Annotated in this window: 27 protein-coding genes, 1 tRNA gene and 1 pseudogene; 18 read left to right on the plus strand and 11 right to left on the minus strand. The window is 61.0% G+C overall.

Features of this window, described 5'->3' with window-relative positions; all coding sequences use genetic code 11:
* Positions 1-82 precede the first annotated feature (82 nt).
* The 4 genes from M5C71_RS11530 to M5C71_RS11545 are packed head-to-tail and all read left to right on the plus strand — an operon-like array spanning position 83 to position 2,985.
* Entirely contained in the window at positions 83-610 is a 528-nt protein-coding gene (locus M5C71_RS11530; protein WP_177099974.1) for a chemotaxis protein CheW, read from the plus strand.
* Complete coding sequence (locus M5C71_RS11535; RefSeq protein WP_103498648.1) at positions 607-1,410, plus strand: protein-glutamate O-methyltransferase; 804 nt, start codon at positions 607-609, stop codon at positions 1,408-1,410. The genes M5C71_RS11530 and M5C71_RS11535 overlap by 4 nt, the downstream gene beginning before the upstream one ends.
* Positions 1,349-1,924, plus strand: coding sequence for a chemotaxis protein CheD (locus M5C71_RS11540; RefSeq protein ID WP_349294013.1), 576 nt, complete (start codon positions 1,349-1,351; stop codon positions 1,922-1,924). The genes M5C71_RS11535 and M5C71_RS11540 overlap by 62 nt, the downstream gene beginning before the upstream one ends.
* Positions 1,921-2,985: a chemotaxis response regulator protein-glutamate methylesterase gene (locus M5C71_RS11545; RefSeq protein ID WP_103498650.1), complete on the plus strand. Its 1,065-nt coding sequence runs from the start codon at positions 1,921-1,923 to the stop codon at positions 2,983-2,985. The genes M5C71_RS11540 and M5C71_RS11545 overlap by 4 nt, the downstream gene beginning before the upstream one ends.
* Positions 2,986-3,001: 16 nt before the next feature.
* On the opposite strand, the gene M5C71_RS11550 is transcribed toward M5C71_RS11545, so the two are convergent.
* Both M5C71_RS11550 and M5C71_RS11555 read right to left on the minus strand, forming a co-directional pair.
* Positions 3,002-3,631, minus strand: coding sequence for a response regulator transcription factor (locus M5C71_RS11550; RefSeq protein ID WP_103498651.1), 630 nt, complete (start codon positions 3,629-3,631; stop codon positions 3,002-3,004).
* Positions 3,628-6,372 carry a PAS domain S-box protein gene (locus tag M5C71_RS11555; RefSeq protein WP_248767889.1) on the minus strand — a complete coding sequence of 915 codons (2,745 nt, stop codon included), beginning with the start codon at positions 6,370-6,372 and terminating at the stop codon, positions 3,628-3,630. Before M5C71_RS11555 ends, M5C71_RS11550 begins: the two co-directional genes overlap by 4 nt.
* A gap of 345 nt (positions 6,373-6,717) precedes the next feature.
* Here M5C71_RS11555 and M5C71_RS11560 point away from each other — a divergent pair, with 345 nt between their 5' ends.
* Together M5C71_RS11560 and M5C71_RS11565 are read left to right on the plus strand one after the other, a co-directional pair.
* Entirely contained in the window at positions 6,718-7,770 is a 1,053-nt protein-coding gene (locus M5C71_RS11560) for an HD domain-containing phosphohydrolase (protein ID WP_103498653.1), read from the plus strand.
* 122 nt (positions 7,771-7,892) lie between these two features.
* Positions 7,893-9,863 carry an EAL domain-containing protein gene (locus M5C71_RS11565; RefSeq protein ID WP_248767890.1) on the plus strand — a complete coding sequence of 657 codons (1,971 nt, stop codon included), beginning with the start codon at positions 7,893-7,895 and terminating at the stop codon, positions 9,861-9,863.
* 44 nt (positions 9,864-9,907) lie between these two features.
* Here the strand turns inward: M5C71_RS11565 and M5C71_RS11570 are convergent, their stop codons facing one another.
* Together M5C71_RS11570 and coaA are read right to left on the minus strand one after the other, a co-directional pair.
* Entirely contained in the window at positions 9,908-10,153 is a 246-nt protein-coding gene (locus M5C71_RS11570) for a co-regulatory protein PtrA N-terminal domain-containing protein (RefSeq protein ID WP_103498655.1), read from the minus strand.
* Between the two features lie 155 nt (positions 10,154-10,308).
* The gene (coaA, locus tag M5C71_RS11575; RefSeq protein WP_103498656.1) at positions 10,309-11,235 is read right to left on the minus strand and encodes a type I pantothenate kinase; all 927 of its coding nucleotides are present in this window, start codon (positions 11,233-11,235) and stop codon (positions 10,309-10,311) included.
* A gap of 244 nt (positions 11,236-11,479) precedes the next feature.
* Here coaA and nadA point away from each other — a divergent pair, with 244 nt between their 5' ends.
* Positions 11,480-12,538, plus strand: coding sequence for a quinolinate synthase NadA (nadA, locus tag M5C71_RS11580; protein ID WP_248767891.1), 1,059 nt, complete (start codon positions 11,480-11,482; stop codon positions 12,536-12,538).
* Positions 12,539-12,677: 139 nt separating this feature from the next.
* Here nadA and M5C71_RS11585 read toward each other — a convergent pair whose 3' ends face one another.
* On the minus strand, positions 12,678-14,111 hold the full coding sequence (locus M5C71_RS11585; protein WP_152738234.1) for a M48 family metalloprotease: 1,434 nt from the start codon (positions 14,109-14,111) through the stop codon (positions 12,678-12,680).
* Positions 14,112-14,239: 128 nt separating this feature from the next.
* Here M5C71_RS11585 and M5C71_RS11590 point away from each other — a divergent pair, with 128 nt between their 5' ends.
* Positions 14,240-14,479, plus strand: a complete 240-nt coding sequence (locus M5C71_RS11590) for a sulfurtransferase TusA family protein (protein WP_103498659.1) — start codon at positions 14,240-14,242, stop codon at positions 14,477-14,479.
* A gap of 14 nt (positions 14,480-14,493) precedes the next feature.
* On the opposite strand, the gene M5C71_RS11595 is transcribed toward M5C71_RS11590, so the two are convergent.
* The gene (locus M5C71_RS11595) at positions 14,494-14,967 is read right to left on the minus strand and encodes a peroxiredoxin (protein ID WP_248767892.1); all 474 of its coding nucleotides are present in this window, start codon (positions 14,965-14,967) and stop codon (positions 14,494-14,496) included.
* Positions 14,968-14,977: 10 nt separating this feature from the next.
* Complete coding sequence (locus M5C71_RS11600; RefSeq protein ID WP_100938862.1) at positions 14,978-15,538, minus strand: glycine cleavage system protein R; 561 nt, start codon at positions 15,536-15,538, stop codon at positions 14,978-14,980.
* Positions 15,539-15,865: 327 nt separating this feature from the next.
* Between M5C71_RS11600 and dapA the strand changes: the two genes are divergently transcribed.
* The 6 genes from dapA (at position 15,866) to M5C71_RS11630 (ending at position 20,729) form a co-directional block, all read left to right on the plus strand.
* On the plus strand, positions 15,866-16,744 hold the full coding sequence (gene dapA, locus M5C71_RS11605) for a 4-hydroxy-tetrahydrodipicolinate synthase (protein ID WP_103498661.1): 879 nt from the start codon (positions 15,866-15,868) through the stop codon (positions 16,742-16,744).
* A gap of 17 nt (positions 16,745-16,761) precedes the next feature.
* The gene (bamC, locus tag M5C71_RS11610; protein WP_248767893.1) at positions 16,762-17,865 is read left to right on the plus strand and encodes an outer membrane protein assembly factor BamC; all 1,104 of its coding nucleotides are present in this window, start codon (positions 16,762-16,764) and stop codon (positions 17,863-17,865) included.
* A 4-nt stretch (positions 17,866-17,869) separates the two neighbouring features.
* Entirely contained in the window at positions 17,870-18,670 is an 801-nt protein-coding gene (locus tag M5C71_RS11615; protein ID WP_248767894.1) for an MBL fold metallo-hydrolase, read from the plus strand.
* Positions 18,657-19,367 (plus strand): phosphoribosylaminoimidazolesuccinocarboxamide synthase, encoded by a 711-nt coding sequence (gene purC, locus M5C71_RS11620; RefSeq protein WP_103498664.1) that lies wholly within the window; start codon positions 18,657-18,659, stop codon positions 19,365-19,367. Before M5C71_RS11615 ends, purC begins: the two co-directional genes overlap by 14 nt.
* Positions 19,368-19,451: 84 nt before the next feature.
* Positions 19,452-19,541, plus strand: a tRNA-Ser gene (locus tag M5C71_RS11625).
* 267 nt (positions 19,542-19,808) lie between these two features.
* Positions 19,809-20,729, plus strand: a complete 921-nt coding sequence (locus M5C71_RS11630) for a LysR family transcriptional regulator (RefSeq protein ID WP_103498665.1) — start codon at positions 19,809-19,811, stop codon at positions 20,727-20,729.
* A gap of 27 nt (positions 20,730-20,756) precedes the next feature.
* Here the strand turns inward: M5C71_RS11630 and M5C71_RS11635 are convergent, their stop codons facing one another.
* Both M5C71_RS11635 and M5C71_RS11640 read right to left on the minus strand, forming a co-directional pair.
* On the minus strand, positions 20,757-21,038 hold the full coding sequence (locus M5C71_RS11635) for an addiction module antidote protein (RefSeq protein WP_100938869.1): 282 nt from the start codon (positions 21,036-21,038) through the stop codon (positions 20,757-20,759).
* On the minus strand, positions 21,035-21,373 hold the full coding sequence (locus tag M5C71_RS11640; RefSeq protein ID WP_103498709.1) for a type II toxin-antitoxin system RelE/ParE family toxin: 339 nt from the start codon (positions 21,371-21,373) through the stop codon (positions 21,035-21,037). Before M5C71_RS11640 ends, M5C71_RS11635 begins: the two co-directional genes overlap by 4 nt.
* A 153-nt stretch (positions 21,374-21,526) precedes the next feature.
* Between M5C71_RS11640 and M5C71_RS11645 the strand changes: the two genes are divergently transcribed.
* A complete protein-coding gene (locus M5C71_RS11645) occupies positions 21,527-21,886 on the plus strand; it encodes a 5-carboxymethyl-2-hydroxymuconate Delta-isomerase (protein WP_103498666.1) in 360 nt (119 codons plus the stop codon).
* A 77-nt stretch (positions 21,887-21,963) separates the two neighbouring features.
* Here M5C71_RS11645 and cynS read toward each other — a convergent pair whose 3' ends face one another.
* Together cynS and M5C71_RS11655 are read right to left on the minus strand one after the other, a co-directional pair.
* A complete protein-coding gene (gene cynS, locus M5C71_RS11650) occupies positions 21,964-22,434 on the minus strand; it encodes a cyanase (protein WP_248767895.1) in 471 nt (156 codons plus the stop codon).
* A 34-nt stretch (positions 22,435-22,468) separates the two neighbouring features.
* Positions 22,469-23,128, minus strand: coding sequence for a carbonic anhydrase (locus M5C71_RS11655; protein WP_103498668.1), 660 nt, complete (start codon positions 23,126-23,128; stop codon positions 22,469-22,471).
* 111 nt (positions 23,129-23,239) lie between these two features.
* Between M5C71_RS11655 and cynR the strand changes: the two genes are divergently transcribed.
* The 3 genes and pseudogenes from cynR (at position 23,240) to M5C71_RS11670 (ending at position 25,049) form a co-directional block, all read left to right on the plus strand.
* The gene (gene cynR, locus M5C71_RS11660; RefSeq protein ID WP_248767896.1) at positions 23,240-24,124 is read left to right on the plus strand and encodes a transcriptional regulator CynR; all 885 of its coding nucleotides are present in this window, start codon (positions 23,240-23,242) and stop codon (positions 24,122-24,124) included.
* Positions 24,103-24,189: pseudogene (locus M5C71_RS11665) on the plus strand (hypothetical protein); the annotation flags it as partial. The gene cynR and the pseudogene M5C71_RS11665, both read left to right, overlap by 22 nt.
* Positions 24,190-24,371: 182 nt before the next feature.
* Complete coding sequence (locus tag M5C71_RS11670; RefSeq protein ID WP_103498670.1) at positions 24,372-25,049, plus strand: class I SAM-dependent methyltransferase; 678 nt, start codon at positions 24,372-24,374, stop codon at positions 25,047-25,049.
* Positions 25,050-25,151: the final 102 nt, after the last annotated feature.

The following is a 25,151-nucleotide window of genomic DNA, read 5'->3' on the forward strand; positions in this document are numbered from 1 at the left end:
GATCCGGCGCCGGGCAAGCGGGTGCCGCTGTCCAATCTTGATAAGGGACCGGCCGTTCAAGGGCGGTCCCCGGGAGTGAGCCATGTCTGAATCCATTTCGCCTTTGCGGCAACCACAGGACGCCGTGCCAACCCAGTACCTGACGTTCAGCCTGGGTCAGGAGATGTTTGCCGTCGGCACCTTGAGTGTCCGGGAGATCGTCGAATACGGCCCGATTACTGCGCTGCCACTGGCTCCGCCGAGCATTCGCGGAGTCACCAACCTGCGTGGCGCGGCGATTCCGGTGCTGGACCTGGGGCTGCGTTTCGGCGGCGGCCTGACGCAGCAGAGTGCCCGCACCTGCATCGTCATGTTGGAAACCCGCGGGGCGGACGGTTCCGGTCTGGTGGGCATCATTGTCGACGCGGTCAGCGAGGTGCTGGAGATCGCCCGGGATCAGATCGAGCCCGCGCCAGCCCTTAATGGACGCCTGAGCCCGGCCTTCATACTGGGTATTGGCAAGCTCAATGGCGGCTTCGTCCTGTTGCTGGACATCGAGCAGATTCTTGGCGCGGACGACTGGTCGGCTTTGCAGTCCCAGAGTGCCCTGACACAAGGACTGGCCTCATGAATGTGATTCTTTCAGACAATGAGTTCCAACAATTTCGCACGATGATCCGCGAGATCGCCGGCATCAGCATGTCCGACGCGAAGAAGCAGTTGATCAGCGGTCGCCTGGCCAAGCGCCTGCAGTATTTCAAGCTGACCAACTATGGCAGTTATTATCGCCTGCTGACCAAAGACAAGGTCGAACTGCAGATGGCCGTGGATCTGTTGACCACCAACGAAACCTATTTTTTCCGTGAGCCCAGGCACTTCGAATTCCTCAAGGACGTCATTCTCCCCGAATTGCGGGGTCATGCTCCGGTGCGGATCTGGAGTGGTGCCTGCTCCACTGGCGAGGAGCCTTACACCCTGGCCATGGTCCTGGCCGACAGCCTGGGGTCGCGGCCGTGGGCGATTCTCGCCTCGGATATCAGCACGCGTGTGCTCGACAAGGCCCGCACCGGGCGTTATCCGCTGGATGCCACCAAGGGCATCCCCGAAGCGCTGCTGAACAAGTACTGCCTCAGGGGCGTCGGCAGTAATTCCGGCATTTTCATGGTGGATCCGGCGTTGGCGTCGCGTATCGATTTCACCGCGCTCAACCTGAACACCTCGCTGCCCGCGGTGGGTCAGTTCGATGTGATTTTCCTGCGCAACGTGATGATCTATTTCGACAACCAGACCAAGTCCCAGGTGGTGCAGCGTCTGCTCAAGCACCTCAAGCCTGGTGGTTACTTCGTCATTAGCCATTCGGAGAGCCTGAATGGAATTACCGATGATGTGCAGTTGGTCAAACCATCCATCTACCGCAAGCCCGCGGCCTGATGCGCCCGAGGTGGTGGAGCACTTCCTGCAGCCCGGTGAAGTGGTGTTCGGTGGCCGGCAGTTACGGCTGCGTACCTTGTTGGGCTCCTGCGTGGCCCTGGTGCTGTGGCATCCGCAACGCTTGCTGGGGGGGATGTGTCATTACATGTTGCCTTTGCGACGCGGGCGGGATGCCGGTGACTTGAACGGGCGTTACGCGGCCGATGCGCTGGCGCTGCTGTTGACCTTCATTCGTCAAGCCGAGGCGCGGCCCGAAGAGTTCGTCATCAGCGTCTTTGGTGGTGGCGACATGTTTCCCAGTGTCCGACGCCACGACGGTGTAGGCATCGGCGAGCTGAATGTGAATGCCGCCCGGCGGTTGATCAAGGCTCATGGCCTGCGCTGCGAGGTGTATCACGTGGGTGGCCAGGGCTATCGCAGCCTGGTGTTCGATGTGGCCAACGGTCGCTTGCAACTCAACCATACGGACTCGGCCCCAGGTCAGGTCGGGCCCCCGAGGAGTCGTGCAAGATGACGGATATCAAGGTATTGATTGTCGACGACTCGGCGGTGGTGCGTCAGGTCTTGAGCGCGACCCTGGGCCAGGCCAGCGGGATCGAAGTCATCGGTGTTGCCGCTGATCCGCTGTTCGCCATGGAGAAGATGAGCAGGCAGTGGCCGGATGTGATCGTGCTGGATGTGGAGATGCCGCGCATGGACGGCATCACGTTCCTGAAAAAGCTGATGGCTGAACATCCGACACCGGTGGTGATCTGTTCGACCCTGACCGAGAAGGGCGCCAAGACCACCTTGCAGGCCCTGGCGGCGGGAGCGGTGAGTATTGTCACCAAGCCCCAGTCCAACCTGCGTCAGTTCCTGAACGACAGCACCGATGAGCTGATACATGCGGTCAAGGCCGCGGCCAAGGCCAATCTGAAGCGGGTCCTGGCTCCTGAGGTTCTGCCCAGGCTCACTGCCGACGCGATCCTGCCGGCGGGTAGCACAGCCATGGCACGCACGACCGAGAACATTGTCGCCCTGGGCACTTCCACTGGCGGTACCCAGGCCCTGGAGCAGGTGCTCCGAGTGTTGCCCCGGGTCTGCCCGGGCATTGTCATTGTCCAGCACATGCCGGAAAAATTTACCGCGGCCTTTGCCGAACGTCTCAACCAGGTCTGCGAGATCGAAGTCCGCGAGGCCCGCCACGGCGACCGGGTGATGCCGGGACGTGCATTGATCGCCCCAGGGGGCAGCCATATGTTGGTCAAGCGCAACGGCGCGCAGTATCAGGTGGATATCGTCGACGGTCCTCCCGTCAGTCGGCACCGGCCCTCGGTCGATGTGCTGTTCCGTTCGGTCGCTCGGGGCGCGGGCAGCAATGCCCTGGGAATCATCATGACCGGTATGGGCGATGATGGCGCCCGGGGTTTGAAGGAAATGCGCGATGCCGGCGCCAGGACCCTCGGGCAGGATGAACCGTCGTGTGTGGTTTATGGGATGCCGCGGGAGGCGCTCAAGCTGGGGGCGGTCGAGCGGGAGTTGCCGCTGGAGCAGATCGCCGGGGCGATCCTCGGCATCTGCGGGCACGTCCGCTGAGGGCCGCGGGGTCGGTTCAGACCAGCCCCTGGCTCAGGGCGTAACGCACCAGGTCGGTGCTGGTGGTGAAACACATCTTCTCCATCAACCGGGTCTTGTGGGTGCTTACGGTCTTGTTGCTGATCACCAGCTGTTCGGCAATCTGATTGACGCTCAGGCCCTGTGCCAGCATGCGCAGGATCTGGAATTCCCGTGTCGAAAGCGTTTGTGACGGGCTTTCAGGCGACAGGCCGCTGCTTTGCAGGGCGATCTGTTCCGCCAGTTCCGGGTCAAGGTAGCGGCCACCGCCGCTGACCTTGCGGATGGCGGCCAGCAGGGTCTCCGGATCGTGGTCCTTGGTCATGTAGCCCGAGGCCCCGGCGCGCAGTGCACGCTGGGCGATGTGGGCTTCGTTGTGCATGCTCAGGATCAGTATCGGCAGTTTGGGATAGTGGGCGTGGATACGTCCGATCAGATCCTCGCCGCTGCTTCCGGGCATGGTCATGTCGAGCAGCAACAGGTCGATCTCGGTGTGGCGCAGCAGGTCGAGGACCTGGGCACCGTTTTCCGCTTCGGCCACCACGCAAAAATCCTTGACCAGGGCGAACAGCTGCTTGAGGCCTTCGCGCATTATTCTGTGGTCGTCGGCTACCATCAATCGGATCATGATTCGTGGGTCCTTGAGTCGGGTACCTTCAGCTGTACGGTGGTGCCGCCGCCGATTTTGCTGGAAATATGGGTGGTGCCACCCAGGGTCAGGCCGCGTTCGCGCATGCCCAGCAGTCCGAGGGTTTTGCCGGAGAGCCCACGTTGCTCGAAACCCTTGCCGTTGTCGGTGATCTCCAGCGACCAGCCACTGGTGGTTTTTTCGAGGCTCACCGTGACTCGGGTCGCTTGGGCGTGGCGGGCAATGTTGGTCAGCGATTCCTGGGCGATCCGAAAGGCCGCGGTGGCAGCGGCATCCTCCAGTTGCATCGGTTGCCGGGGGAGTTGCAGGTCGCAGGCAATGCCCCATTGTTGCCTGAACGTGTCGGTCAGCCACTCCAGGGCGGCCACCAGCCCCATGTTGAGGATCGACGGACGCAGGCTGGTGGAGATGTTCCTCACCACCTGGACCGTCTGATCGATCAGTTGCAGCAGGCGCGTGACTTGCTCACTGAGCATCGGCACTTGTTCGCCGTACTGAAAGCGCAACAGCGAAGTGCCCATGCGGATTGCCGTCAGGTGCTGCCCCAATTCATCATGAATTTCCTGGGCAATCAGCTTGCGCTCCTCTTCCCGGGCACTTTCGCGGCTGGACATCAGTTGCCGGAGTTGATTGTTCAGCGCGGCCAGGCGTCGCTCGGCCACTCGTAGTTTGGAGATGTCACGGACCACGGCCAGTACGGTGCTGATGCGCCCCTGGACGTCCTGTTCCGGAACCAGACTGATGTGGTAGACCCGTTGCAGGCGTTGGCGACCGTTGAGCAGATACTCATACTCCATAGGCTGGCCGCTTTCCACCGCTTCGATCAGCGTGTCCTGGAGCAGTTGGCTTTGCAGGTTGCGTGGCAGTATTTGCAGCAGGCGTTTGTGCAGTAATCCGGCCTTTGGTCGGTCAAGCCATCTTTCCAGCGCCGGGTTGATGAACAGCACTTTCCCCGACGGACTCAGGCGAGCGATACCGTCGGGGGAGTTTTCCACCAGGGTGCCGATTTCCTGTTGGCGGGCTCGTTCATTGCGCTGGATTTCCTTCAGGTCGGTGATATTTCGCGCAATGCATACCATGCGGTGCGGACGGCCGCTGGCATCGGCGATCGGCACCAGGTTGAAATGGATAATCAACGACCGTTCGTCACAGGGCAGGTGGGCATCGAGCTCGATGGGGGCACCGACGGCGATGCAGTGTTGGCAAATGGCGTCGACCACTTGCGCGGCCTCACTCGGCAACCAATGTTCCAGGGGTTGCCCTATGAGGTCCCCATGGCTTCTGGCGAGCATCTGGCAGAGTATCGGATTGGCCTCCAGGCAACTGAGCCGCTGGTTGGCATCGATGGACAGCAGGCAGAGCATGTCCTGGGTGTGATCGAAGACTTCGCGATAACGGCGTTCGCTTTGCGCAAGGTTGTCCAGGGCCGAACAGCGCTCCCAGGCAATGGAACCTATGTGGCTGGCCATCTGCGCGTACTTGCGCTCTTGTTCAGGGAGGGGATGTTCGCCGTTGGTAAACAGCAGGATGACCCCAAGTGTCTGGCCCGCGCTGTTGACTACCGGTTCCAGCCAGCAGCCCCGATATCCGGCCAGCAGGGCCGGCGCGCTGAAACTCAGGTGCGTGGCGTCGGCCCTCAGGTCATCGATCAGCCGGCGTTGCTCAAAGAATCCCGGGAAACGGTTCAGGTCGGCGACCAGGCAGGCCTGGAGCGACTGCGGGACCACGGCTGGCGGGGCCAGGTTGTCGCCGTCTGGCTCTGTCTTGAAGGCGATTGCATTGCGAAAGTCAGGCGCCAGTACTTCCAGGTAGGTACTCAACAGTGGCAGCACGGTACGCAACGCACCGTCGGTGATCATCACCTGGAAAATCGCCGATCGGGCATTCTCCGCACGTTCCTGTTGCCGCAAGGAGCTCACATTCTGGGCCATGACCAGGATCCCGGAGATCTCTGCGTTTTCATCATGCTCCGTCGTCAGGTTGCACAGGAATGCCACGGAGTGCCCGGAGTAGGGATCCTTGCTTTCCAGCAGCCGGGTGGCCGGGATGCCGGTGGACAGGGTGTGTTGCAGATGTGCGCGGAATTCCTCGTCGATCGGTTGCGTGTGGGAGCCTTGTGACGCTGTGCGTTCGATGCCGGGAACATCGGGAAAGCCCCGGGTGCGTTCGAACTCGGGGTTGACGTAGATGCGTTGTCCAAGCCGGTTGTAGCGCAGGATGATATTGGGCGAGTTTTGCGCCAGGGAGCGGTACTTCTGTTCGTTGCTCAACAGGGCCTGGCGCAAGGCCAGGTGTTCGCTGATGTCCTCGAGTTGGGACACGAAGTAAAGGGCTTCGCCTTTCTGGTTACGGGCTACGCCGATGGTCAAGCGCGCCCACAGCGCGCTGCCGTCCTTGCGCAGGTAACGTTTTTCAAAAGTGACGCTTGAACACTGGCCCTGGATCAGCCTGGGTATTTCGTCCCGGCCAGCCTGAAGGTCGTCCGGGTGGGTCAGTTGCTGGAACGAGGTACCGCGCAGCTCTTCTTCGGTGTAGCCGAGCATCCGGCAGAGCATCGGGTTCGCGGCAATCCATTCGCCGCTCAGGCGTAGCAAGGCCAGGCCGGTGCCGGCGGAATCGAAGGCGAGGCGATAGTCTTGCTCGGCGGGGCCCAGCGGTAATCCTTCGGTTTTGTCAGGGCCTTGCGTGGGAGCGAGCTCTGCAGTAACGGCTGAGTCCATTCGCCTTTCTCCCGGTTATTTTGCCTGGAGCATAGCGCAAGCGCCCAGCGGTATGCACACCTGTTCGGTCTGGGGCGTGAGGTCGTTGATCCGTATCGGCAAGCAGGCCGATTGCGTCATGGCCCCCTTGCCGACGGAAGGACGTTTGGCCGCTTAGACAAACGTCTAAGGTATGAGCAGGGTGATGTCAATGTGATGCTATGTTGTTGGCTCCACGCCGTCGAATATCTCGATGAAGGCCGCCCCGTTTTGGAGGATCAGCCCGCGCAGGTGGACCTGGTGTGCTTTTGTCGGTATCGGCAGCACCCGTTCCGACGGGACACTGGCCATGGGAGTGACGGATTTATGTTTTCCAAAGTCAATACTGAAAGTGAAATCGTCATTATCGATGATGTTTCGCTCAACCACCGGTTGTTGGAATCGTGTTTGCGGGCCTATGGGCTTCGCAACATCAGAACGTTTTCCGACTCCGCCGAAGGGCTGACCTGGCTCCAGTCCAACCCCTGGGACTTGTTGTTGCTGGACCTGTATATGCCGGCGCCCGATGGTTTCGAGATTCTTGATCGCCTCAAACAGCGCAGCCGGACCGAATCGCCGATCATTATCGTGACGGCCCTGAACGATCCGCAAAACCGGCGCAAAGGCTTGGAGATGGGCGCCAACGACTTCGTCTGCAAACCCATCGATCTGCCCGAGGTGCTGTTGCGAGTGCGCAGTTGCCTGGAGCTGGCCCAGGCCACCCGGTTGTTGCGCGAGGCCAATGTCGAACTGGAGCGCAAGGTCGAACGACGTACGGCCCAATTGGAGGCCAGCTACCAGGCGATCGCCAACAGTCTGGGTCGTGCTGCCAGTTATCGGGGCAACGATACGCTCAACCATGTCCGTCGCATCGGCGATTGCGCAGCCCTGTTGGCCAAGGCGGTCGGTATGTCCAGGCAATGGTGCGAGCTGATCCGTCTGGCGGCACCGATGCATGATGTCGGGAATATCGGCATAGAAGACGCGATATTGCGCAAGCCCGGGGTGCTGACGGCGCGGGAACGGGAAATCATGCAGGACCATCCGCGCATCGGTTATGAAGTCCTGCGCGACAACAACGGTTCCCCGGTCACCGACCTGGCGGCGGAGATTGCCCTGGCGCATCACGAGCGGTGGGATGGCACCGGTTATCCCAACCGGTTGCAAGGCGAGGCGATTCCTTTGTCAGCCCGGATCACGGCGATCTGTGATGTCTATGAAGCGCTCAGAATGCCACGTCCCTACAGGGAGGCGTGGAGCGCCGAGCGCTCGCAGGAATATCTTTGTGAACAGGCCGGCCGGCACTTTGATCCGCAACTGGTGGATATTTTCTGCGGTCTGCTGGATGAGATCGAGGCTGAGCGACTACGCTCGCTCTAAAGAAAGTATAAAGAAAGTAATAGCGACGCCGACAATAATATTGACCCTTATTGGCTTTGGGTCGGCTACCTGAAAGGGACGAGCGCTGCACGCCTTCACTGCGCAGACAGAGAGGCATTCCTATGATAATAAAGCTCCTGGCTACCCTGCGGACCCTCATGTCCGTGCCCCATGACAACCCCAAGCTGCTGCGGGCTCAGTACGTGGCCTTGTCGCGCCAGCTGCCGCTGATGTATCTGGTCTTGCTGCTCAATATGTGGGCGCTGGCCATCACTCACCTGACCACTGCCCCGTTGTGGCTGACATTCGTCATTCCGCTGGCCATGACGGTGATCTGTGTGGCGCGCGCCTGCATGTGGTTGCGTAGCGCCGGGCGCTTGCCGGCCGATGCGCAGATCCTCGCCTCACTGCGGCGAACCAACCAGTTGGTGCCCTTTATCGCGGGCGCCTTCACGTCCTGGTCCCTGGCCCTGTATCCCTACGGCGACGCCTATTCACAGTCACAAATCGCCTTTTTCATGGGCATTACGGTGATCGTCTGCATTTTCTGCATGATGCACCTGCGACCCGCGGCGCTGACCGCCACATTGGTGGTCAACGTCGCTTTCGTGGTCTTTTTCTCCTCTACCCACAACCCGGCCTTTATTGCCACGGCGGTGAATGTCCTGCTGGTGTCCCTGGCGATGCTGATCATCCTGCAGCATCACTACCATGACTTCACCCGGTTGGTGAATGTGCAGGCGCAGACCGAACAGCTGAGCAACGAGAACCTGCGACTGGCCAATCAGGACAGTCTGACCGGGCTGCCCAATCGGAGGCAGTTCTTCAGCACCCTGGAGAGCGCCATGCACCTGGCAATCACCAAGAAAAGGCGCCTCGCGGTAGGGATCCTCGATCTCGATGGATTCAAGCCGGTGAACGATCTCTACGGCCACAGCGTCGGTGACAAGATTCTGGTCATGGTCGGTCTGCGCTTGCGGCAATTGGCCGATGCAACGGTGCATGTGGCACGGTTGGGTGGGGATGAGTTTGCCCTGGTGCTCGAAGGCGATCTCAGTGACGAGGATTTGCAGGTGTTCGGCAAGACGGTGTGCGAGCGGTTGCACGTCGAGTTTCTGCTGGTCGATGTGCCGATCCAGATCGGCGCTACCCTGGGCATTGCCACATTTCCCGAGGGCGCGGCGAGTGCCATACAGCTTTTCGAATATGCCGACTATGCACTCTACCAGGGCAAGCGCCATAACCCGGGTTCGATGTGCCTGTTCTCGGCCAGCCATCGCGAGCAGTTGCACCGTGACGCCATCACCGAGCAGGCGCTGCGCAGGGCGGTGCTGGACAAGGAGTTTTTCGTGCTGTTCCAGCCGATTCTCGATTGCCGCAGCCGTGAGACGGTTGCCTTCGAGGCTTTGGCCCGCTGGAACAGCCCGGAGTTGGGCCTGGTATCCCCGGCGCAGTTCATCCCCATTGCCGAGCGCATCGGCCTGATCAATCGCCTCACGCTGCCGTTGTTGCGGCAGGCGCTGGGTATGGCGCGGTTCTGGCCTGAAGGCATACGGCTTTCATTCAATCTGTCGGTCCACGACTGCGGTTCCCACGACAATGTGCAGTCGATCATCGACGTGATCACGGTCAGTGGCTTCAATCCGGCGTATCTGGATCTGGAAATCACCGAAACCGTCGTCATGCAGGATATCCCTCAGGTGCAATCGGCGATCGGACGGTTTCGTCAATTGGGCTGCGGTATCTCGCTGGATGATTTCGGCACGGGGTATTCAAGCCTGAGCCAGCTGCATGCCCTGGCGCTGACGAAACTCAAGATCGATCGCAGCTTCGTTGCCGATATTCACATCAAGCCCGCGAGCTACAAGATCGTCAAGTCGCTGCTGGCCTTGAGCCTCGACATGGAATTGGAATGCGTGGTCGAGGGGATCGAGACCCAGGAGGAGCTCCAGGCTCTGTGCAGCCTGGGGTGCATGCAGGTGCAGGGGTTTCTTTTCAGCCGTCCGGTGGCTTTCGCCGACACCCTGGACTGGTTGGCGCAGGCTGAGGTGCGGCGGCAATGGGCGGCCGGACAGGTGCTGGATTCAGCATGAGCGGATCTTCGACGGCGTATTGTCACGTGCCCACGGGCGTCTGTTCAGGGCTGGTCCACAGACCTTTCTTCGGCAGGCGCGGAGCCTGCTATCCGAGCCGCCAGGCGAGCTTTGGCGGCTTGTTGGGCGGTGACAATCGCCTTGGCATCTTCACGTTCGAGGAAGCGCGCCATCGACTCGTCGCGCTGGGCTTGCATGCGTGCAGTCACCCGCGAACTACCGCCTTCGGCGAATGCCGAGACCGGGACGCTCAACAAGGTGACGCTCAACAATGCGCTGAGGAGCTTCATGGGAACTCTGCATGAGTGATGGGGAGTATGAACAGGGTAGTGGCCGCGCAGCGCTCGTGGTCTGAGCGCTGATGGATCGGCCTGCTCCCTGCGATCTGAATTATATGACAGGTTACTGCCAGTTTTCGAAGGGTCAATGCGTCAGCGTAGCACCCTCAGCGTAACCAGATCTCACTGACTGAGTGGTCAGACGCCTTGCGCAACACCAGGTCGGCGCGTTCGCGGGTCGGCAGGATATTTTCCAGCAGATTGACGCGGTTGATGTCCCGCCAGATCTGGCGCGCGGCTTCGGGGGCTTCCTCGGGCGTCAGGTCGGCCAGTTTGCGGAAATAGGCACCGCGGGCGCGGAACGAGGTCTTCTGCAGCATCAGGAACCGCGCCACGTACCAGTGCTCGATATCTTGTTCATCGGCATCCAGGTACACCGAGAAATCGAAGAAGTCGGAGACGATGGTCGAGGGTTTCAGCCCGTCGACGCCATCGGTTTGCAGCACGTTGAGGCCTTCGAAGATCAGGATGTCCGGCTGGTCGATCACCTGGAACTGGTCGGGCACGATGTCGTAGCTGACATGGGAGTAGATCGGCGCCTCGATATTGTGCTCGCCGGCTTTCACCGCTGCCAGGAACTTGACCATGTGCTTGCGATCGTAGCTTTCTGGAAAACCCTTGCGGTGCATGATGCCATCGGCCACCAGCTTGCTGTTGGGGTAGAGGAAGCCGTCGGTGGTGACCAGGGCGACGTTGGGGTGATCCGGCCAGCGCGCCATCACCGCCTGCAGCACGCGGGCAAAGGTGCTCTTGCCGACCGCGACGCTGCCGGCGATGGCAATGATGTAAGGACCACGGTGGGTCGGGCGGCTGAGAAAGGTATCGCGGATGCCTGTCAGTTGGCGGGCGGCGCCAATGTGCAGGTTGATCAGCCGCGACAGGGGCAGATAGACATCGGCGACATCTTCCAGGGAGACGTCTTCGTTCACGCCGCGTAATGCCGACAGGTCTTCTTCCGAGAGGGTCAACGGCGTGCTGGCACGCAGTTCCGCCCACTCGTTGCGGGTCATTACGAGGTACTCATCGGATCTCATCGGTTGCCATCCAGGCCTCTTCAATGGGCGGATTATCCAACGCTTTGCCCCCACTTGTCCGAAGATCAGAATAATCTTTTGAATTCATTGGATATTCTGTAGCCTTGCGACGCTGCAAAGCAGTCCATGCCTGATGGATTCACTCTCCCGGTCCATACGTTGCACCTAATATCCCGTCTCGGAAAGGGGCGGGGGCCGGGGTATACTCGACTTTCGCGCTCTCGCGCTTGCAGGTCTTGCGAACATGACGCAGATTTCCGAACGCCTTCTGGTTCAAGCCCACCTTGATGCCAAGCAACCCAAACCCCTGAGTGCCGCCGAAGAGGCGCAGTTGCGGGCCGATATCGCCGCCGAGCTCAAGGCCCGGGATGCGGTGCTGGTGGCCCACTTCTATTGCGATCCGGTGATCCAGGCGCTGGCCGAGGAGACCGGCGGCTGTGTCTCCGACTCCCTGGAAATGGCCCGTTTCTGCGCCGCCCATCCGGCCAAGACCGTGCTGGTGGCCGGTGTACGCTTCATGGGCGAAACCGCCAAGATCCTCACCCCGGAAAAACGCATCCTGATGCCGACCCTGGAAGCGACCTGCTCGCTGGACCTGGGATGCCCGGTGGACGAGTTTTCCGCATTCTGCGACCAGCATCCCGAGCGCACGGTGGTGGTCTATGCCAACACCTCGGCGGCGGTGAAGGCACGGGCCGACTGGGTAGTGACCTCCAGTTGCGCGCTGGAGATCGTCGAAAGCCTGATGGACAACGGCGAAACCATCATCTGGGCGCCGGACAAGCACCTGGGGCGTTATATCCAGAAGGAAACCGGCGCCGATATGTTGCTCTGGGACGGCGCCTGCATCGTTCACGAGGAGTTCAAGTCCAAGCAGTTGGAGGACATGAAGGCGCTGTATCCCGAGGCGGCGATCCTGGTGCACCCCGAATCGCCGGAGTCGGTGATCGAACTGGCCGATGCGGTGGGTTCCACCAGCCAGTTGATCGCGGCGGCGCAGCGTCTGCCGAACAAGACCTTTATCGTGGCCACCGACCGCGGCATTTTCTACAAAATGCAGCAGTTGTGCCCGGACAAGGTCTTTATCGAGGCGCCGACCGCCGGTAATGGCGCGGCGTGCCGCAGTTGCGCGCATTGCCCGTGGATGGCGATGAATACCCTGGAGCGCACCTTGCAGTGCCTGCGCGAGGGCAGCAATGAGATCTTCGTCGACCCGGCGGTGATTCCCCGCGCGGTTCGCCCGCTCAAGCGCATGCTGGATTTCACCCAGGCGGCGCGGATGAAACTGGCGGGGAATGCCTGAGAGGCATTTGGCGACGGCTCACCCCTGTAGGAGCGAGCTTGCTCGCGATGGACGTCAACGATAACGCAGGGCACCTGATACCCCGCAGTGCCTGGGTTACCATCGCGAGCAAGCTCGCTCCTACAGGGGGCGGATGTTGTCAGCCGCCCATCAAGTCCTTGACCATGCGCTCCTGATCAATCAACTCCTTCTGGCGCGCATCAATGCGTGAAGCCAGTTGGAAGTTCGGCGCGCGGCGCTTGGCGAAGTCAAGCTGCTGGATCGCCTGCTTGAAGTCGCCGACCAAGGCAAAATACTCGGCTCGCGCCTGGTGCAGGCCGATGATATTGCCGGACTGTCCACGGGTTTCGGCGAGCTGATACCAGACATCCGGATCGTCCTGGCGAGTCTTCAACAGGTCGTCCAGGCCCTTTTCCGCCTCGGCCGGACGATTCTGCTTGATCAGCAGGTCGATGCGTTCCTGCTTCAGCGGGTAGCTGGCAGGATATTGCAGCAGCATCTTGTCGGTCCGTTGCAGTGCTTCGGGGAACCGGCTGGCCGCCGTGTCCAGGTCGATCTGGGCCAGGTTGTAGGTGATGTCGTTGGGTGATTTGTCCAGCAGCGGCTTGAGGGTCGCCCGGGCCTCGTTCAACTGCGTACCTTTGATCTGTGCGATAGCCAGGCCATAACGCGCCACGTCGGACTTGGGGTTCTCGTCCAGTTGCGCACGGAAGCGCTTGGCCGCCAACCCTGGCGAGTCTTCATAGGACAGTATCACCCGCGCTCGAATCAACTGATAACGCAGGCTGTCCTCGATACCGCCGGGCTTGGACTGCTCGGCGCGGTTGCGGGTGTCGGCGATCCGTGACTCGGTGACCGGGTGAGTCAGCAGGAATTCCGGTGGCTTGGCGTCGAAGCGGTAGATGCGCATCAGGCGCTCGAACATGGTCGGCATCGAGCGTGGGTCGTAACCGGCTTTTTCCAGGGTGAGGATGCCGATACGGTCGGCTTCCTGCTCATTCTGACGGGAGAAGCGCTGTTTCTCCTGGAACGCCGCGGCCTGGGTGCCGGCAATAGTGGCAATACCGGCATCACCGCCGCCCGCCGCCGCGATCACGATCCCGGTCAGCAGTGCCGCCATCATCGGCAGTTGCATGCGTTGCTGGGCTTCCACGCCCCGGGCGAAGTGGCGTTGTGACAAGTGCGCCAGTTCGTGGGCCAGTACCGCGGCGTATTCGCCCTCGGTCTGGGCGTTGAGGAACAGGCCACCGTTGATCCCGACAATCCCGCCGGGCGCGGCGAAGGCGTTGAGTTGGTTGCTGTCGATCAGGATGAACACCAGGCGACGGTCCTGGACCTGGCTGCTTTCCGCCAGTTTGTAGACGGTGGTCTCGACGTAATCCTTGAGCTGCGGGTCATTGAGTTGCTTGACCTCGCTGCGCAGCAGGCTCAGCCAGGCACGGCCCAGCTGGAATTCCTGTTGCGGGGAGACAATGGCGGAACTGGCGTCGCCGAGTGACGGCAGGTCGTCGGCGAAGCCTGGAGAGGCGAGCAGGCAAGCGAGCGTCAACAGGGTGGGGCGCAGAAAGGTCATGCACAGGGCTCTGAGTCGGCAAAGTCCTTACTGTAGCCGGACACTGCGCCTGCGACCAGAGCTGCTTCCACTTGGGGTATCCTAGGCGCTTCGAACCGACCATCCGGCAGCGCGCCAGGAGTGAAGCAATGACCGAAGTTGTAGAGCACGACGCCGAGCTGGACGCCAGTGGCCTGAACTGCCCGCTGCCGTTGCTCAAGGCCAAGCTGGAACTCAATCGCCTGGCCAGTGGCGCGGTGCTCAAGGTCATTGCCACCGACGCCGGATCGCAGCGCGATTTTCGGACTTTCGCCAGGCTTGCCGGACATATCCTGATTCATGAAGAGGAAGCGTCCGGCGTTTATCGTTACTGGTTGCGCAAGGCCTGACGCAGCGCGTCGGCTCAGGCCTTGTTCAGCGCCTGGGCTGCCGCCAGTACCGCGTCGACGTGGCCCGGAACCTTCACGCCGCGCCATTCCTGACGCAACACACCGTTTGCATCGATCAGGAAAGTGCTGCGGTCCACGCCCAGGTATTCCTTGCCGTAGAGCTTCTTCAACTTGATCACGTCGAACAGCTGGCAGACGGCTTCGTCCTTGTCGCTGATCAGTTCGAAGGGGAATTCCTGCTTGCCCTTGAAGTTCTCGTGGGACTTCAGGCTGTCGCGGGATACGCCGAAGACTTCGGTGTTGGCGGCCTGGAAGGCGCCGTACTGGTCACGAAAGCCCTGGCCCTCGGTGGTGCAACCCGGGGTGCTGTCCTTGGGGTAGAAATAGATCACCACCTGCTTGCCCTTGAGGTCGGCGAGGCTGACGGTCTGCCCGCTGGTGGCCTGGGCCTGGAAATCGGCGACGGGTTGATCGATAACGACGGCCATGGGGGTTTCCTTACATTGGGTTCTGTGGGCGCCACGGTTCGATCAGGGCGTCGAGGTTCATCGCGTCGGCGAAGTCCAGGAACTGATCGCGCAACCAACTGATCTGCACGCCGGCAGGCAGGGTCACGGTAAAGGTGGCGTTGAGCATGGTGCCGCCGGTCTGGGGCGCCAGGTAGGTGTCGCAGGTCAGGTTTTCCAGCTCGACGTTGTGGTCCATGAAGAACTGGCACAGCTCGTTGATGATGTCCGAGCGGTAGGCCGAGCTGACATAAGCGACGTACGGCAGTGCCTGGGGACGGCTTTCCAGGGCGCCGCTGCGCACTACGCTGACAATGAAGGCGTGCTTCTTCGCCAGGTTCGGCAGGCCGGCTTCCAGGCGCGCCAGGGCGTCCCAACTGCCGGAAATCTGCAGGACCAGCGCGCTGTACTCGCCATGGCGGGTCAGGCGTGAGGTTACGACGGCGCAGCGATTTTCATGGCTGGCGCGGCACAGGACGTTGGTCAGCTCCATGGGGTTGGCGCCGAGGGCACTGATAACAAGGAATTGTTCGCGGACTGTGGGGGTGGACATGCAGCATTCCTAAAGCGATGAGCGGTCAGTACCTTGGGGGCGGTCAGGGGCTGGGTTCGGGGATCCGGATGCGGGTGGCGAGGCCTGGAATCGAGCGCTGGTGCCGGTTGCCGTCTCGCAGGGGACGGGCGGCGGCCAGGCCGGAGCGGGCTTCGGGCAGCGAAAATGGAGACTGGAACCCGGCACTTGAGCGACTCAGTACCGATCAAAGTCTGAAGGGTAGCGAAAACCTGCGCTCAGGGGAATGCTCATAGACAGTACTTCGCTTGTACAAGCCTGATGGCGCCAGTACCATTACCGCTCTCTTTTTCCGGCAGGAGCGGTTGCATGATTGCGGGCAGTATGGTGGCACTGGTCACACCCATGGATGCACAGGGTCGTCTTGACTGGGACAGCCTGAGCAAACTGGTGGACTTCCACCTGCAAAACGGCACCAACGCCATTGTCGCGGTCGGCACCACAGGTGAGTCGGCCACTCTCGATGTGAACGAGCATATCGAAGTGATTCGTCGCGTGGTCGACCAGGTGGCAGGTCGTATCCCGGTGATTGCCGGTACGGGCGCCAACTCGACGCGTGAGGCGATCGAACTGACCACCAATGCGAAAACCGCCGGCGCCGACGCGTGCCTGCTGGTGACCCCTTATTACAACAAGCCGACCCAGGAAGGCCTGTACCAGCATTTCCGCACCATCGCCGAAGCTGTCGACATCCCGCAGATCCTCTACAACGTTCCAGGCCGTACTGCGTGTGACATGCAGGCCGAGACCGTGATTCGCCTGTCGAGCGTGCCGAACATCATCGGCATCAAGGAAGCCACCGGTGACCTGGCGCGAGCCAAGGCGATCCTGGCTGGCGTGAGCAGTGATTTCCTGGTGTATTCCGGTGATGACGCCACCGCGGTCGAGCTGATCCTGCTCGGCGGCAAGGGCAACATCTCGGTGACCGCCAACGTTGCACCCCGTGAAATGAGCGCGATGTGCGCCGCCGCCATGGCTGGCAAGGCCGATGAGGCCCGGGCGATTCACGAAAAACTGATGCCGCTGAACAAGACCCTGTTCATCGAATCCAACCCTATCCCCGTGAAATGGGCGCTGCATGAGATGGGCTTGATGCCGGACGGTATCCGTCTGCCGCTCACCTGGCTCAGTGCTGCCTGTCACGAACCGCTGCGGCAGGCCATGCGCCAGTCCGGCGTCCTGGTTTAATTGAGGAAATACCCCGCATGAAGCGATTGGCCGGACTTTCTGCACTTGCCTTGATTATCTCCAGCACCAGTGGCTGCGCCTGGCTGTGGGGCCCGGAAGGATATTTCCGCGACCGCGGCAGCGACTACCTGGACTCGAAACAGACGCCGGCGATGCAATTGCCGGCGGATGTCAGCACCAGCAAGCGTCTTGACCCGCTGCTGCCGATTCCACGCAACGTCGCCGACGACACCGCCAAGGGGCCGTTCGAAGTGCCACGTCCGCTGCCTTTGCAGGCTGCGGCCAGCGCCAGCGACTACAGCCTGCAGAAAAGCGGCGACACGCGTTGGGTAATGGCCCAGCACACCCCGGCCGAAGTCTGGCCAGTGGCGTTGCAGTTCTTCCAGGACAACGGTTTCCGGATCGACGCGCAACGCCCACAGACCGGTGAATTCACCACGGCCTGGCAGCGTTCCAGCGAGCTCTCGGCGGCCATGGGCAAGCGCCTGGCGGCGGGTGACAACGAAACCCGCGTGCGGGTTCGTATCGAGCCGGGCGTGCAGCGCAATACCAGTGAAGTCTACGTGGTCAGCGCCCAGCGCCCGGCTGGCAGCACCGCCAACGTCGATTTCACCCCGCATTCGGTCAACCTCGGCCTGGATTCGGCCCTGGTCGACGAAATGCTCTCGAGCATGAGCCGCAGCGCCGAGAAGGGCGGTTCGGTGTCCTTGCTGGCCGCGCGTGATTTCGATACCCCGAGCCGTGTCGCCCTGAGCCAGGACGGCAGCGGCAACCCGGTGCTCAACGTCGGTGAAGACCTCGACCGTGCCTGGTCGAGTGTCGGCCGTGCTCTGGAGCAGGGCGAGTGGCGTGTCGAAGACATCAACCGCAGCCTGGGTCTTTACTACATCAACCTGGCGGAAAAAGCCGAGAAGAAGAACGACGAGCCTGGTTTCTTCGCCCGTCTGTTCGGCAGCAAGCCGAGCAAGGAAGAGATCGAAACCCGTGCCGTGCGTTATCAGGTTCGCCTGAGCAAGGTCGGCGACAACGTCCAGGTCACCGTCGAGAAAGACATCAACACCGTGGCACCGGCCGATGTGGCCCGTCGGGTGTTGGGCGTGATTCAAGACAACCTGGGCTGATCCGGTGCGGTTTGCCGTTCTCGGCAGTGGTAGCCAAGGGAACGGCACGCTGATCGCCAGTGAAGACACGCTGATCCTGGTCGATTGTGGTTTCTCGCTACGGGAAACCGAGCGGCGTCTGGCGCGCCTTGGGGTGAGCCCGACGCAACTGAGCGCGATTCTGGTGACCCACGAACATGCCGACCACGTGCATGGCGTGGGTTTGCTGTCTCGGCGCTACAATCTACCGGTGTACCTGAGCCGTGGCACCTTGCGCGGCCTGCGCAAGCCTATCGAACCCGCGGGTTTCGTGGTGGGTGGCGAGACCTTGCGGATTGGCGGCTTGAGCATCGAAGTGGTGTCGGTGGCCCACGATGCCCTTGAGCCGACGCAATATGTGTTCAGTGACGGTCGGCGGCGTTTCGGCCTGCTGACCGACCTGGGTTCCTATTGTGGCAGGGTCATGGACAGCTACAGTGGTCTCGATGCCTTGATGATCGAGTCCAACCATTGCCGCGACCTGCTGGGTCGTGGGCATTACCCGGCCTTTCTCAAGCAGCGGGTCGGTGGTGAACTGGGACATTTGAACAACCACCAGGCCGCGAGCCTGGTGGCCGAGTTGGGCTGGCAAGACCTGCAACACCTGGTACTGGCTCACCTGAGCAGCAAGAACAACCTGCCGCGGCTGGCCCGGCAATGTTTTGTCGACACCCTTGGGTGCGACCCGGACTGGCTGCAATTGGCCGATCAAGATTCAGGGCTCGACTGGCGACATATCGCCTGGCCCAACAACTTAACAAGCGGAGCCCATCATGGAAAAACGTGAAGAACTCTACCGCGGCAAAGCCAAGTCGGTTTACAAGACCGACGACGCCGACCGTTTGATCCTGTTGTTTCGCAACGACACCTCGGCGTTCGACGGCAAGCGCATCGAACAGCTGGACCGCAAGGGCATGGTGAACAACAAGTTCAACGCCTTCATCATGCAGAAGCTCGAAGCGGCCGGTATCCCGACCCAGTTCGACAAACTGCTGGGCGACAACGAATGCCTGGTGAAGAAACTCGACATGATCCCGGTGGAATGCGTGGTGCGTAACTACGCGGCCGGCAGCCTGGTCAAGCGTCTGGGTGTGGAAGAGGGTTTGAAGCTCAACCCTTACACCTTCGAACTGTTCCTCAAGGACGACGCCAAGGGCGACCCGTTCATCAACGAATCCCACGTCGTGGCGTTCGGTTGGGGCACTGCCGAGCAATTGGCGAAGATGAAAGAGCTGTCGCTCAAGGTCAACGAAGTACTGAGCCAGCTGTTCGACGACGCTGGCCTGCTGCTGGTGGACTTCAAGCTGGAATTCGGCGTATTCCACGGCCAGATCGTCCTGGGCGACGAGTTCAGTCCGGACGGCTGCCGCCTGTGGGACAAGGAAACACGCAAGAAGATGGACAAGGACCGCTTCCGCCAGGGCCTCGGTGATGTCATCGAAGCCTACGAAGAAGTCGCCAAGCGTCTGGGCGTACCGCTGTAATCGACGCAAGCATCTGATAGCACGTAATTTTTTTGCAGTTGGGGCTTCGCTTCCGGCAAAAGTGTTGTTATGATGCGCGCCGTTGGAGAGATGCCAGAGTGGCCGAATGGGACGGATTCGAAATCCGTTGTACCTTCACCGGTACCTAGGGTTCGAATCCCTATCTCTCCGCCATTATTAAATACGACTAAGCCCCTGAAAAATTTGAAGTTTTCAGGGGCTTTTTCGTTTCCGACGATTAATTTAGGGCAATTTTAGGGCAGAAGCTGCGTGCCCTATACCGTTTTAGTCTGTTCTAAACCCAAGCACTTTTGAAACGATAGGGTGTGCGTCATAGTGCTGTTGATTCAATATTTGTCCGCGCAACCGTCCCTTCGTCGTCTAGACACGTCCCTTGTTGCGTTCCTACACTGAGGCGCAATCGAGGACCAGGGGTCACAGATGAACCGCAACGAATTGCGCAAGGCTGACATCAACCTGATGGTGGTCTTCGAAACACTGATGCTTGAACGCAATGTGACGCGGGTCGCGGAGAAGCTGTTTCTCGGCCAGCCGACCATCAGTTCGGCGCTCAATCGCCTGCGGGTGATGTTCAACGATCCGCTGTTTATCCGTGTCGGCCATCGCATGGAGCCCACCGCGCGGGCCGAGGAGATCATCCAGCACCTGTCACCGGCGCTGGATTCGCTGTCGAATGCCTTGAGCCTGACCCACGACTTCGACCCGGCCAGCAGCACCATGACCTTTCGCATCGGCCTGTCGGACGATGTCGAGTTCGGCTTGTTGCCGACGCTGCTGCGAGCCTTGCGCCAGGAAGCGCCGAATGTGGTGATCGTGGTCCAGCACGTCGACTACTGGCGTATTCCCGACCTGTTGGCCTCCGGCGACATTACCGTGGGCATCAGCCAGACCCGCGGTTTGCCGGCCAATGCCAAGCGCAAGCTGTTGCGCCATATCCAGCCGATGATCCTGCGCGCCGACGCCTCGACGGCGCCCTTGAGCCTCGATGAGTACTGCGCGCGGCCGCATGTCCTGGTGTCCCACACCGCCAATATCAGCAGTCTGGCCGATGAGTGGCTGGCGGAAATCGGCCGCAAGCGTCATGTGGTGCTCTCGGTGCCGCAATACAGCGCCTTGCCGGCCCTGCTCGCGGGCACCGATCTGGTCGCCAGCCTCCCGGATTACACGGCCAAGGCCATGGCAGCGTCAGGGTTGCTGTTTGACGAACCGCTACCGTTCAAAGTGCCGAACCTGGACCTGTCGATGGTCTGGCTCGGGATCGTCGATACCGATCCGGCCGAGCGTTGGCTGCGTTCACGGCTTGAGCATTTCATGAGTGATCGCCAGCCCCTGGTGCCTTGAGGGGGCCGGTCGCCCTGGCGGGTTGGCTCAGGTGGGTTGCACCACCAGTTCCACGCCCAGGGCGTCAACCAGCTTGAGCAGGGTGTCGTAGCGGGGTTTGGCTCCGGGAGCGAGGGCCTTGTAGAGACTCTCGCGACCCATGCCGGAGTCGCGGGCAACCCGTGTCATGCCACGAGCCTTGGCAACAGCCGCCAGTGCCGCGAGAAATACGTCGGGATTCTTGTCTTTCAGGGCCACGTTGAGCAGTTCGGCAATGGTTGCCTCGTCGCTCAGGTAATCACTGGCCTCAAAGGGTTTCAGCGTGGTCATGTTCGATCACCTCGTTCGATCTCGCTCAGGATCAGCCTGGCGTGTTTGATGTCGCGTTTTTGCGATGACTTGTCGCCCGCACACAACAGCAAAATCAGAATTTCACCCCGGCGAGCGAAATAAACGCGATAGCCAGGACCTGTATGAATACGCATTTCACTGACCCCGTCGGTGACCCTCTTGGTATCGCTCAGCGCGCCGAATTGCGCCGAGATCAGGCGGGAGAGGATGCGTGCCTTGGCGATGGGGTCTTTCAATCGCCGCAGCCAATCGTCAAACACCTCGGTAGTGACCAGGGTGTGTGTTGGTTTCGAGTGTAGTAGTTCGGATACGATTTTCAAAGTCTTTACGCCGTTTTTTTACCTTGACCCTTCTGTATTTGGTCCAGGAGCAGCCGGCGCGCCAATGCGCTATCGTTTCACGATCTTTCCCGAAGGCCGCGTGCTATATCTGTGTGCCTTCCTATTCCGCTGTTTTGGAGCCTGTAGATGCCTCACGTTTTCCTGGAATACACCCCCAACCTGACTGAATTCGACGCCGACAAGGCGTTGCTGCGTATCAACCATGCGTTGGTGGCATCCGGGCAGTTCGGCGCCGAGTTCGATATCAAGAGCCGGGCCATGGAACTGGGGGCGTTTCGCGTGGGGACAGCGCTGGGCGAGCGCGGCTTCGTGCATGTGAAGCTGGCGCTGTTGAGCGGGCGCTCGGCACAGATCAAGAAACAACTTTCCGAGAGCCTGCTGGCTGGATTGAAGGATCTTGGTGATTGGCCGGAAGGTATTGAAGTACAGCTTTCGGTGGAAGTGGTGGATCTGGATCGCGAGTCCTACGCCAAGGTTGCGATCTGATCAGGCGATAAAACCCATTGCGGGTGTGAGCCTGTGAAAAGGCCAGGGCTGCATTCAGCCCTGGCCTTGTCGTTTTATCAGAACGGTTTGGTTGGCAGGTACTTGCCATCCAGAGTGATGACCGCGCGCGAGCCGCCGTCCGGGTCATCGACCTTCTTGATATCCAGCTTGAAGTTGATGGCACTGATGATGCCGTCGCCGAACTGTTCGTGGACCAGGGCCTTCAAGGTGGTGCCGTAGACCTGGATCATTTCGTAGAAACGATAGATCGTCGGGTCGGTCGGGACGCCATTGCCAATGCTGCCGCGCAACGGCACGCTTTGCAGCAGGCGACTGGCGTCCTGGTCCAGGCCGAGTTTTTCACAGACCACGTTGGCGGCGCTGGCAGGAAGCGGGTGCTGGCCGAGCAGGGCGGCGGTGACGAAGGCCAGGCTCAGGCCGGTGCCGTCGGTCAGGTCCTGCCAGGACAGGTTCAGGCGCTGCTTGGCGTCGATGATGGTGTCGGCCAGGGCCAGGCGTGGAGCTTGTGCGAATTGGGACTGCAACATGGTGATTTCCTCGTTTTCGTCAGTAGGATTCAGATCAGGCAACTTGTGGCGGTTGTGTCGACAGCGCGCAGGCCTGCGGCTGTTCGGCAAGTGAGACAAAACGACCGGTACTGCCGTCGAGGGCCGCGATGGAGCCGCTCTCGATGTCGTACACCCAGCCATGCAGGTTCAGCCGACCTTGTTCCAGCGCCAGGGCGACCGACGGGTGAGTCTTCAGGTTAGCCAACTGGGCGATCACGTTTTCCCGCACCAGGGCATCCAGTCGCGCCTCGGCCGAGACATGGTTGCGGGCGGCGTTGATGACCTTGGCCGACTCGGCATGACGTAGCCAGTTGGCCACCGCCGGCAGGTGATCGAGGCATTTGCAGGTGGAGATCGCCGTCATCGCACCGCAATCGGAATGGCCGCAGATCACGATATCGCGCACCCCCAGTACCGCTACCGCGTACTCCACCGTGGCCGAGACGCCACCCGGCTCCGGGCCATAGGAGGGCACGATATTGCCGGCATTGCGGATCACGAACAGATCGCCGGGTTCCTGCTGGGTCAGCAGTTCCGGTACCACCCGGCTGTCCGAGCAGGTGACGAACAGGGTAGCGGGGCTCTGGGTGGTTGCCAGTTGCTTGAACAGGGCGCTGCGGGTTGGAAAGGCTTCGCGCTGGAACTTCAGGAATCCGTCGATGATGGCTTGCATGATGTGTCTCCTTGCGTGTGGCTGATGGGGCAAGGATGGAAGTTTTCAGGCATAGCGTCCAAGACCGGCTTATTATGAAAGCTATAAGTCTTGCCTATAGTTGAGTGCCCGATGCTGCTGCGTCATATCCGTTACCTGCTGGCCGTCGCCGACCACCGCAATTTCACCCGGGCCGCCGAGGCCCTGCATGTCTCCCAGCCGACCTTGTCCCAGCAGATCCGGCAACTCGAGGACAGCCTCGGGGCGGCGCTGTTCGACCGCTCGGGACGCAGCATCCGCCTGACCGATGCCGGCGAGGCCTATGTGCGTTTTGCCCGGTTGGCCCTGCAGGACCTGGAGGCGGGCAAGCGGGCGATGCACGATGTGCAGGACCTGAGTCGCGGCAGTCTGCGCCTGGCCATGACGCCGACCTTCACGGCGTACCTCATTGCGCCGCTGTTGCATCGCTTCCACAGTCTTTACCCGGGCATCACCCTGAGTGTCGAGGAAATGACCCAGGATCGCCTGGAGGCCGCGTTGGCCGAGGACCGGCTGGATATCGGCATTGCCTTTACCGGGATGCACCTGGCGGATATCCAGGGTGAAGCGCTGTTCAGCGAAACCTTGAGCCTGATGGTGGGTGCGGCTCATCCGCAGGCGATGGGCAAGACCCTCACTGCCGATGAGCTGGAGCGGCAGTCGCTGGTCCTGCTCAGCCAGGATTTCGCCACGCGCCAGCACATCGACCTGTATTGCCGTCAGCACGGTATCGTGCCGCGCATCGCCATCGAGGCCAACTCCATCAGTGCGATTGTCGAACTGGTCCGCCGTGGTCAGTTGGCGACGATCCTGCCCGCGGCCATTGCCCTCGAACAGCCGGGGCTGGTGGCGCTTGAGCTGACGCCAGCGCTGCCACAACGCACGGTGGCCCTGCTCAGTCGCCGGGGGGCCTGGCGCAGTGCGGCCTGCCAGGCGTTCGCGACGCTGGCGGGGCAGTGGCGCACAAGCACGGGATGATTGCCTGCTTTATGCTCAAGCTGTTCGACGACCTGGCCGGCACCGGGCTGCACATGCACGTCAGCTAATGACGGTCCGGTAATCTGTTGAACAATAAGGGCGGGAATTTTTCACGAAATATTGATGCGTGCCTGACTAAGGTTCGAAGCGTTGTCGAGCGAGTGTTTTGGGCTCCCGGCACCCCCTCAAACCGATCCCGTGTGTTCGACCCGCCCGGCACAGGTCCACCCCCGAGAGTTTGCAAGTCATGCCTGCGCAGCCACCCTCAACCGATGAGCTTGAACTTGCCCGCCAGCATGCACGCGAGCATGCCCGGGCTCGCCTGGAGAAGTCTCCCGACGGCCTGATCCGGCGCCTGGGGTTGGCGCGGGAAAAACAGTGGGTGCGCCAGGCGCTGAAGCTGGCCGGCGAGCCCGGCTTGGTCCTCGATCTGCCCAGCGGTACCGGACGTTTCTGGCCGGTGCTGGCCGAGCGCGGCAACCGGGTGATCCTTGCAGCCGACCCTTCGCAGGAAATACTGGATCAATGCGCGGTCCATCATCCCGTCGATCTGCTCCAACGGGTCAGGACCTTCCAAAGCTCGGTGTTTGCCATCGGCTTGCCTGAGAATGCGGTGGACTGCATTTTCTGTATGCCGTTGTTCCAGCATCTGGGCGACAGAGAGCACCGGCTGGTGATCCTGCGTGAGTTCCACCGGGTCAGCCGCGACACCGTGATCCTCTCGTTATGGATGGACGGCAAGGTCATGGCCTGGCATCGGCGGCGTCAGGCTCAGGCGTATGGCCAGGACTCGCAACGCGTGCTGTTCGGCAAGGCGCTGGTCGAAGGGGAATTCCGCGAAGCCGGCTTTGACATCATTGGTCACCGCGACTTCTTTCCGGGTTACGCCATGCGTCGCCTCTATGTGCTGCGCAAGAACAGTTGATCCTGGCGTGAACACTTCAAATCGCTAAGTAAGACTATTCTTTTCGTTCAGTCAGCTCTTTCGTCTCGGCACTTGCAGAGTGAGTGCTCGCAAACCCCGGTG

The sequence above is a fragment of the Pseudomonas sp. MWU12-2345 genome, assembly GCF_023242385.1.
Taxonomy (GTDB): Bacteria; Pseudomonadota; Gammaproteobacteria; order Pseudomonadales; family Pseudomonadaceae; genus Aquipseudomonas; species Aquipseudomonas gingeri_D.

Bases quoted from the DNA above. Each gene is read 5' to 3' on its own strand.
- M5C71_RS11530 (WP_177099974.1), top strand. From the start codon at position 83: ATGTCTGAATCCATTTCGCCTTTGCGGCAACCACAGGACGCCGTGCCA.
- M5C71_RS11535 (WP_103498648.1), top strand. From the start codon at position 607: ATGAATGTGATTCTTTCAGACAATGAGTTCCAACAATTTCGCACGATG.
- M5C71_RS11540 (WP_349294013.1), top strand. From the start codon at position 1,349: ATGGAATTACCGATGATGTGCAGTTGGTCAAACCATCCATCTACCGCA.
- M5C71_RS11545 (WP_103498650.1), top strand. From the start codon at position 1,921: ATGACGGATATCAAGGTATTGATTGTCGACGACTCGGCGGTGGTGCGT.
- M5C71_RS11550 (WP_103498651.1), bottom strand. From the start codon at position 3,631: ATGATCCGATTGATGGTAGCCGACGACCACAGAATAATGCGCGAAGGC.
- M5C71_RS11555 (WP_248767889.1), bottom strand. From the start codon at position 6,372: ATGGACTCAGCCGTTACTGCAGAGCTCGCTCCCACGCAAGGCCCTGAC.
- M5C71_RS11560 (WP_103498653.1), top strand. From the start codon at position 6,718: ATGTTTTCCAAAGTCAATACTGAAAGTGAAATCGTCATTATCGATGAT.
- M5C71_RS11565 (WP_248767890.1), top strand. From the start codon at position 7,893: ATGATAATAAAGCTCCTGGCTACCCTGCGGACCCTCATGTCCGTGCCC.
- M5C71_RS11570 (WP_103498655.1), bottom strand. From the start codon at position 10,153: ATGAAGCTCCTCAGCGCATTGTTGAGCGTCACCTTGTTGAGCGTCCCG.
- coaA (WP_103498656.1), bottom strand. From the start codon at position 11,235: ATGAGATCCGATGAGTACCTCGTAATGACCCGCAACGAGTGGGCGGAA.
- nadA (WP_248767891.1), top strand. From the start codon at position 11,480: ATGACGCAGATTTCCGAACGCCTTCTGGTTCAAGCCCACCTTGATGCC.
- M5C71_RS11585 (WP_152738234.1), bottom strand. From the start codon at position 14,111: ATGACCTTTCTGCGCCCCACCCTGTTGACGCTCGCTTGCCTGCTCGCC.
- M5C71_RS11590 (WP_103498659.1), top strand. From the start codon at position 14,240: ATGACCGAAGTTGTAGAGCACGACGCCGAGCTGGACGCCAGTGGCCTG.
- M5C71_RS11595 (WP_248767892.1), bottom strand. From the start codon at position 14,967: ATGGCCGTCGTTATCGATCAACCCGTCGCCGATTTCCAGGCCCAGGCC.
- M5C71_RS11600 (WP_100938862.1), bottom strand. From the start codon at position 15,538: ATGTCCACCCCCACAGTCCGCGAACAATTCCTTGTTATCAGTGCCCTC.
- dapA (WP_103498661.1), top strand. From the start codon at position 15,866: ATGATTGCGGGCAGTATGGTGGCACTGGTCACACCCATGGATGCACAG.
- bamC (WP_248767893.1), top strand. From the start codon at position 16,762: ATGAAGCGATTGGCCGGACTTTCTGCACTTGCCTTGATTATCTCCAGC.
- purC (WP_103498664.1), top strand. From the start codon at position 18,657: ATGGAAAAACGTGAAGAACTCTACCGCGGCAAAGCCAAGTCGGTTTAC.
- M5C71_RS11630 (WP_103498665.1), top strand. From the start codon at position 19,809: ATGAACCGCAACGAATTGCGCAAGGCTGACATCAACCTGATGGTGGTC.
- M5C71_RS11635 (WP_100938869.1), bottom strand. From the start codon at position 21,038: ATGACCACGCTGAAACCCTTTGAGGCCAGTGATTACCTGAGCGACGAG.
- M5C71_RS11645 (WP_103498666.1), top strand. From the start codon at position 21,527: ATGCCTCACGTTTTCCTGGAATACACCCCCAACCTGACTGAATTCGAC.
- cynS (WP_248767895.1), bottom strand. From the start codon at position 22,434: ATGTTGCAGTCCCAATTCGCACAAGCTCCACGCCTGGCCCTGGCCGAC.
- M5C71_RS11655 (WP_103498668.1), bottom strand. From the start codon at position 23,128: ATGCAAGCCATCATCGACGGATTCCTGAAGTTCCAGCGCGAAGCCTTT.
- cynR (WP_248767896.1), top strand. From the start codon at position 23,240: ATGCTGCTGCGTCATATCCGTTACCTGCTGGCCGTCGCCGACCACCGC.
- M5C71_RS11670 (WP_103498670.1), top strand. From the start codon at position 24,372: ATGCCTGCGCAGCCACCCTCAACCGATGAGCTTGAACTTGCCCGCCAG.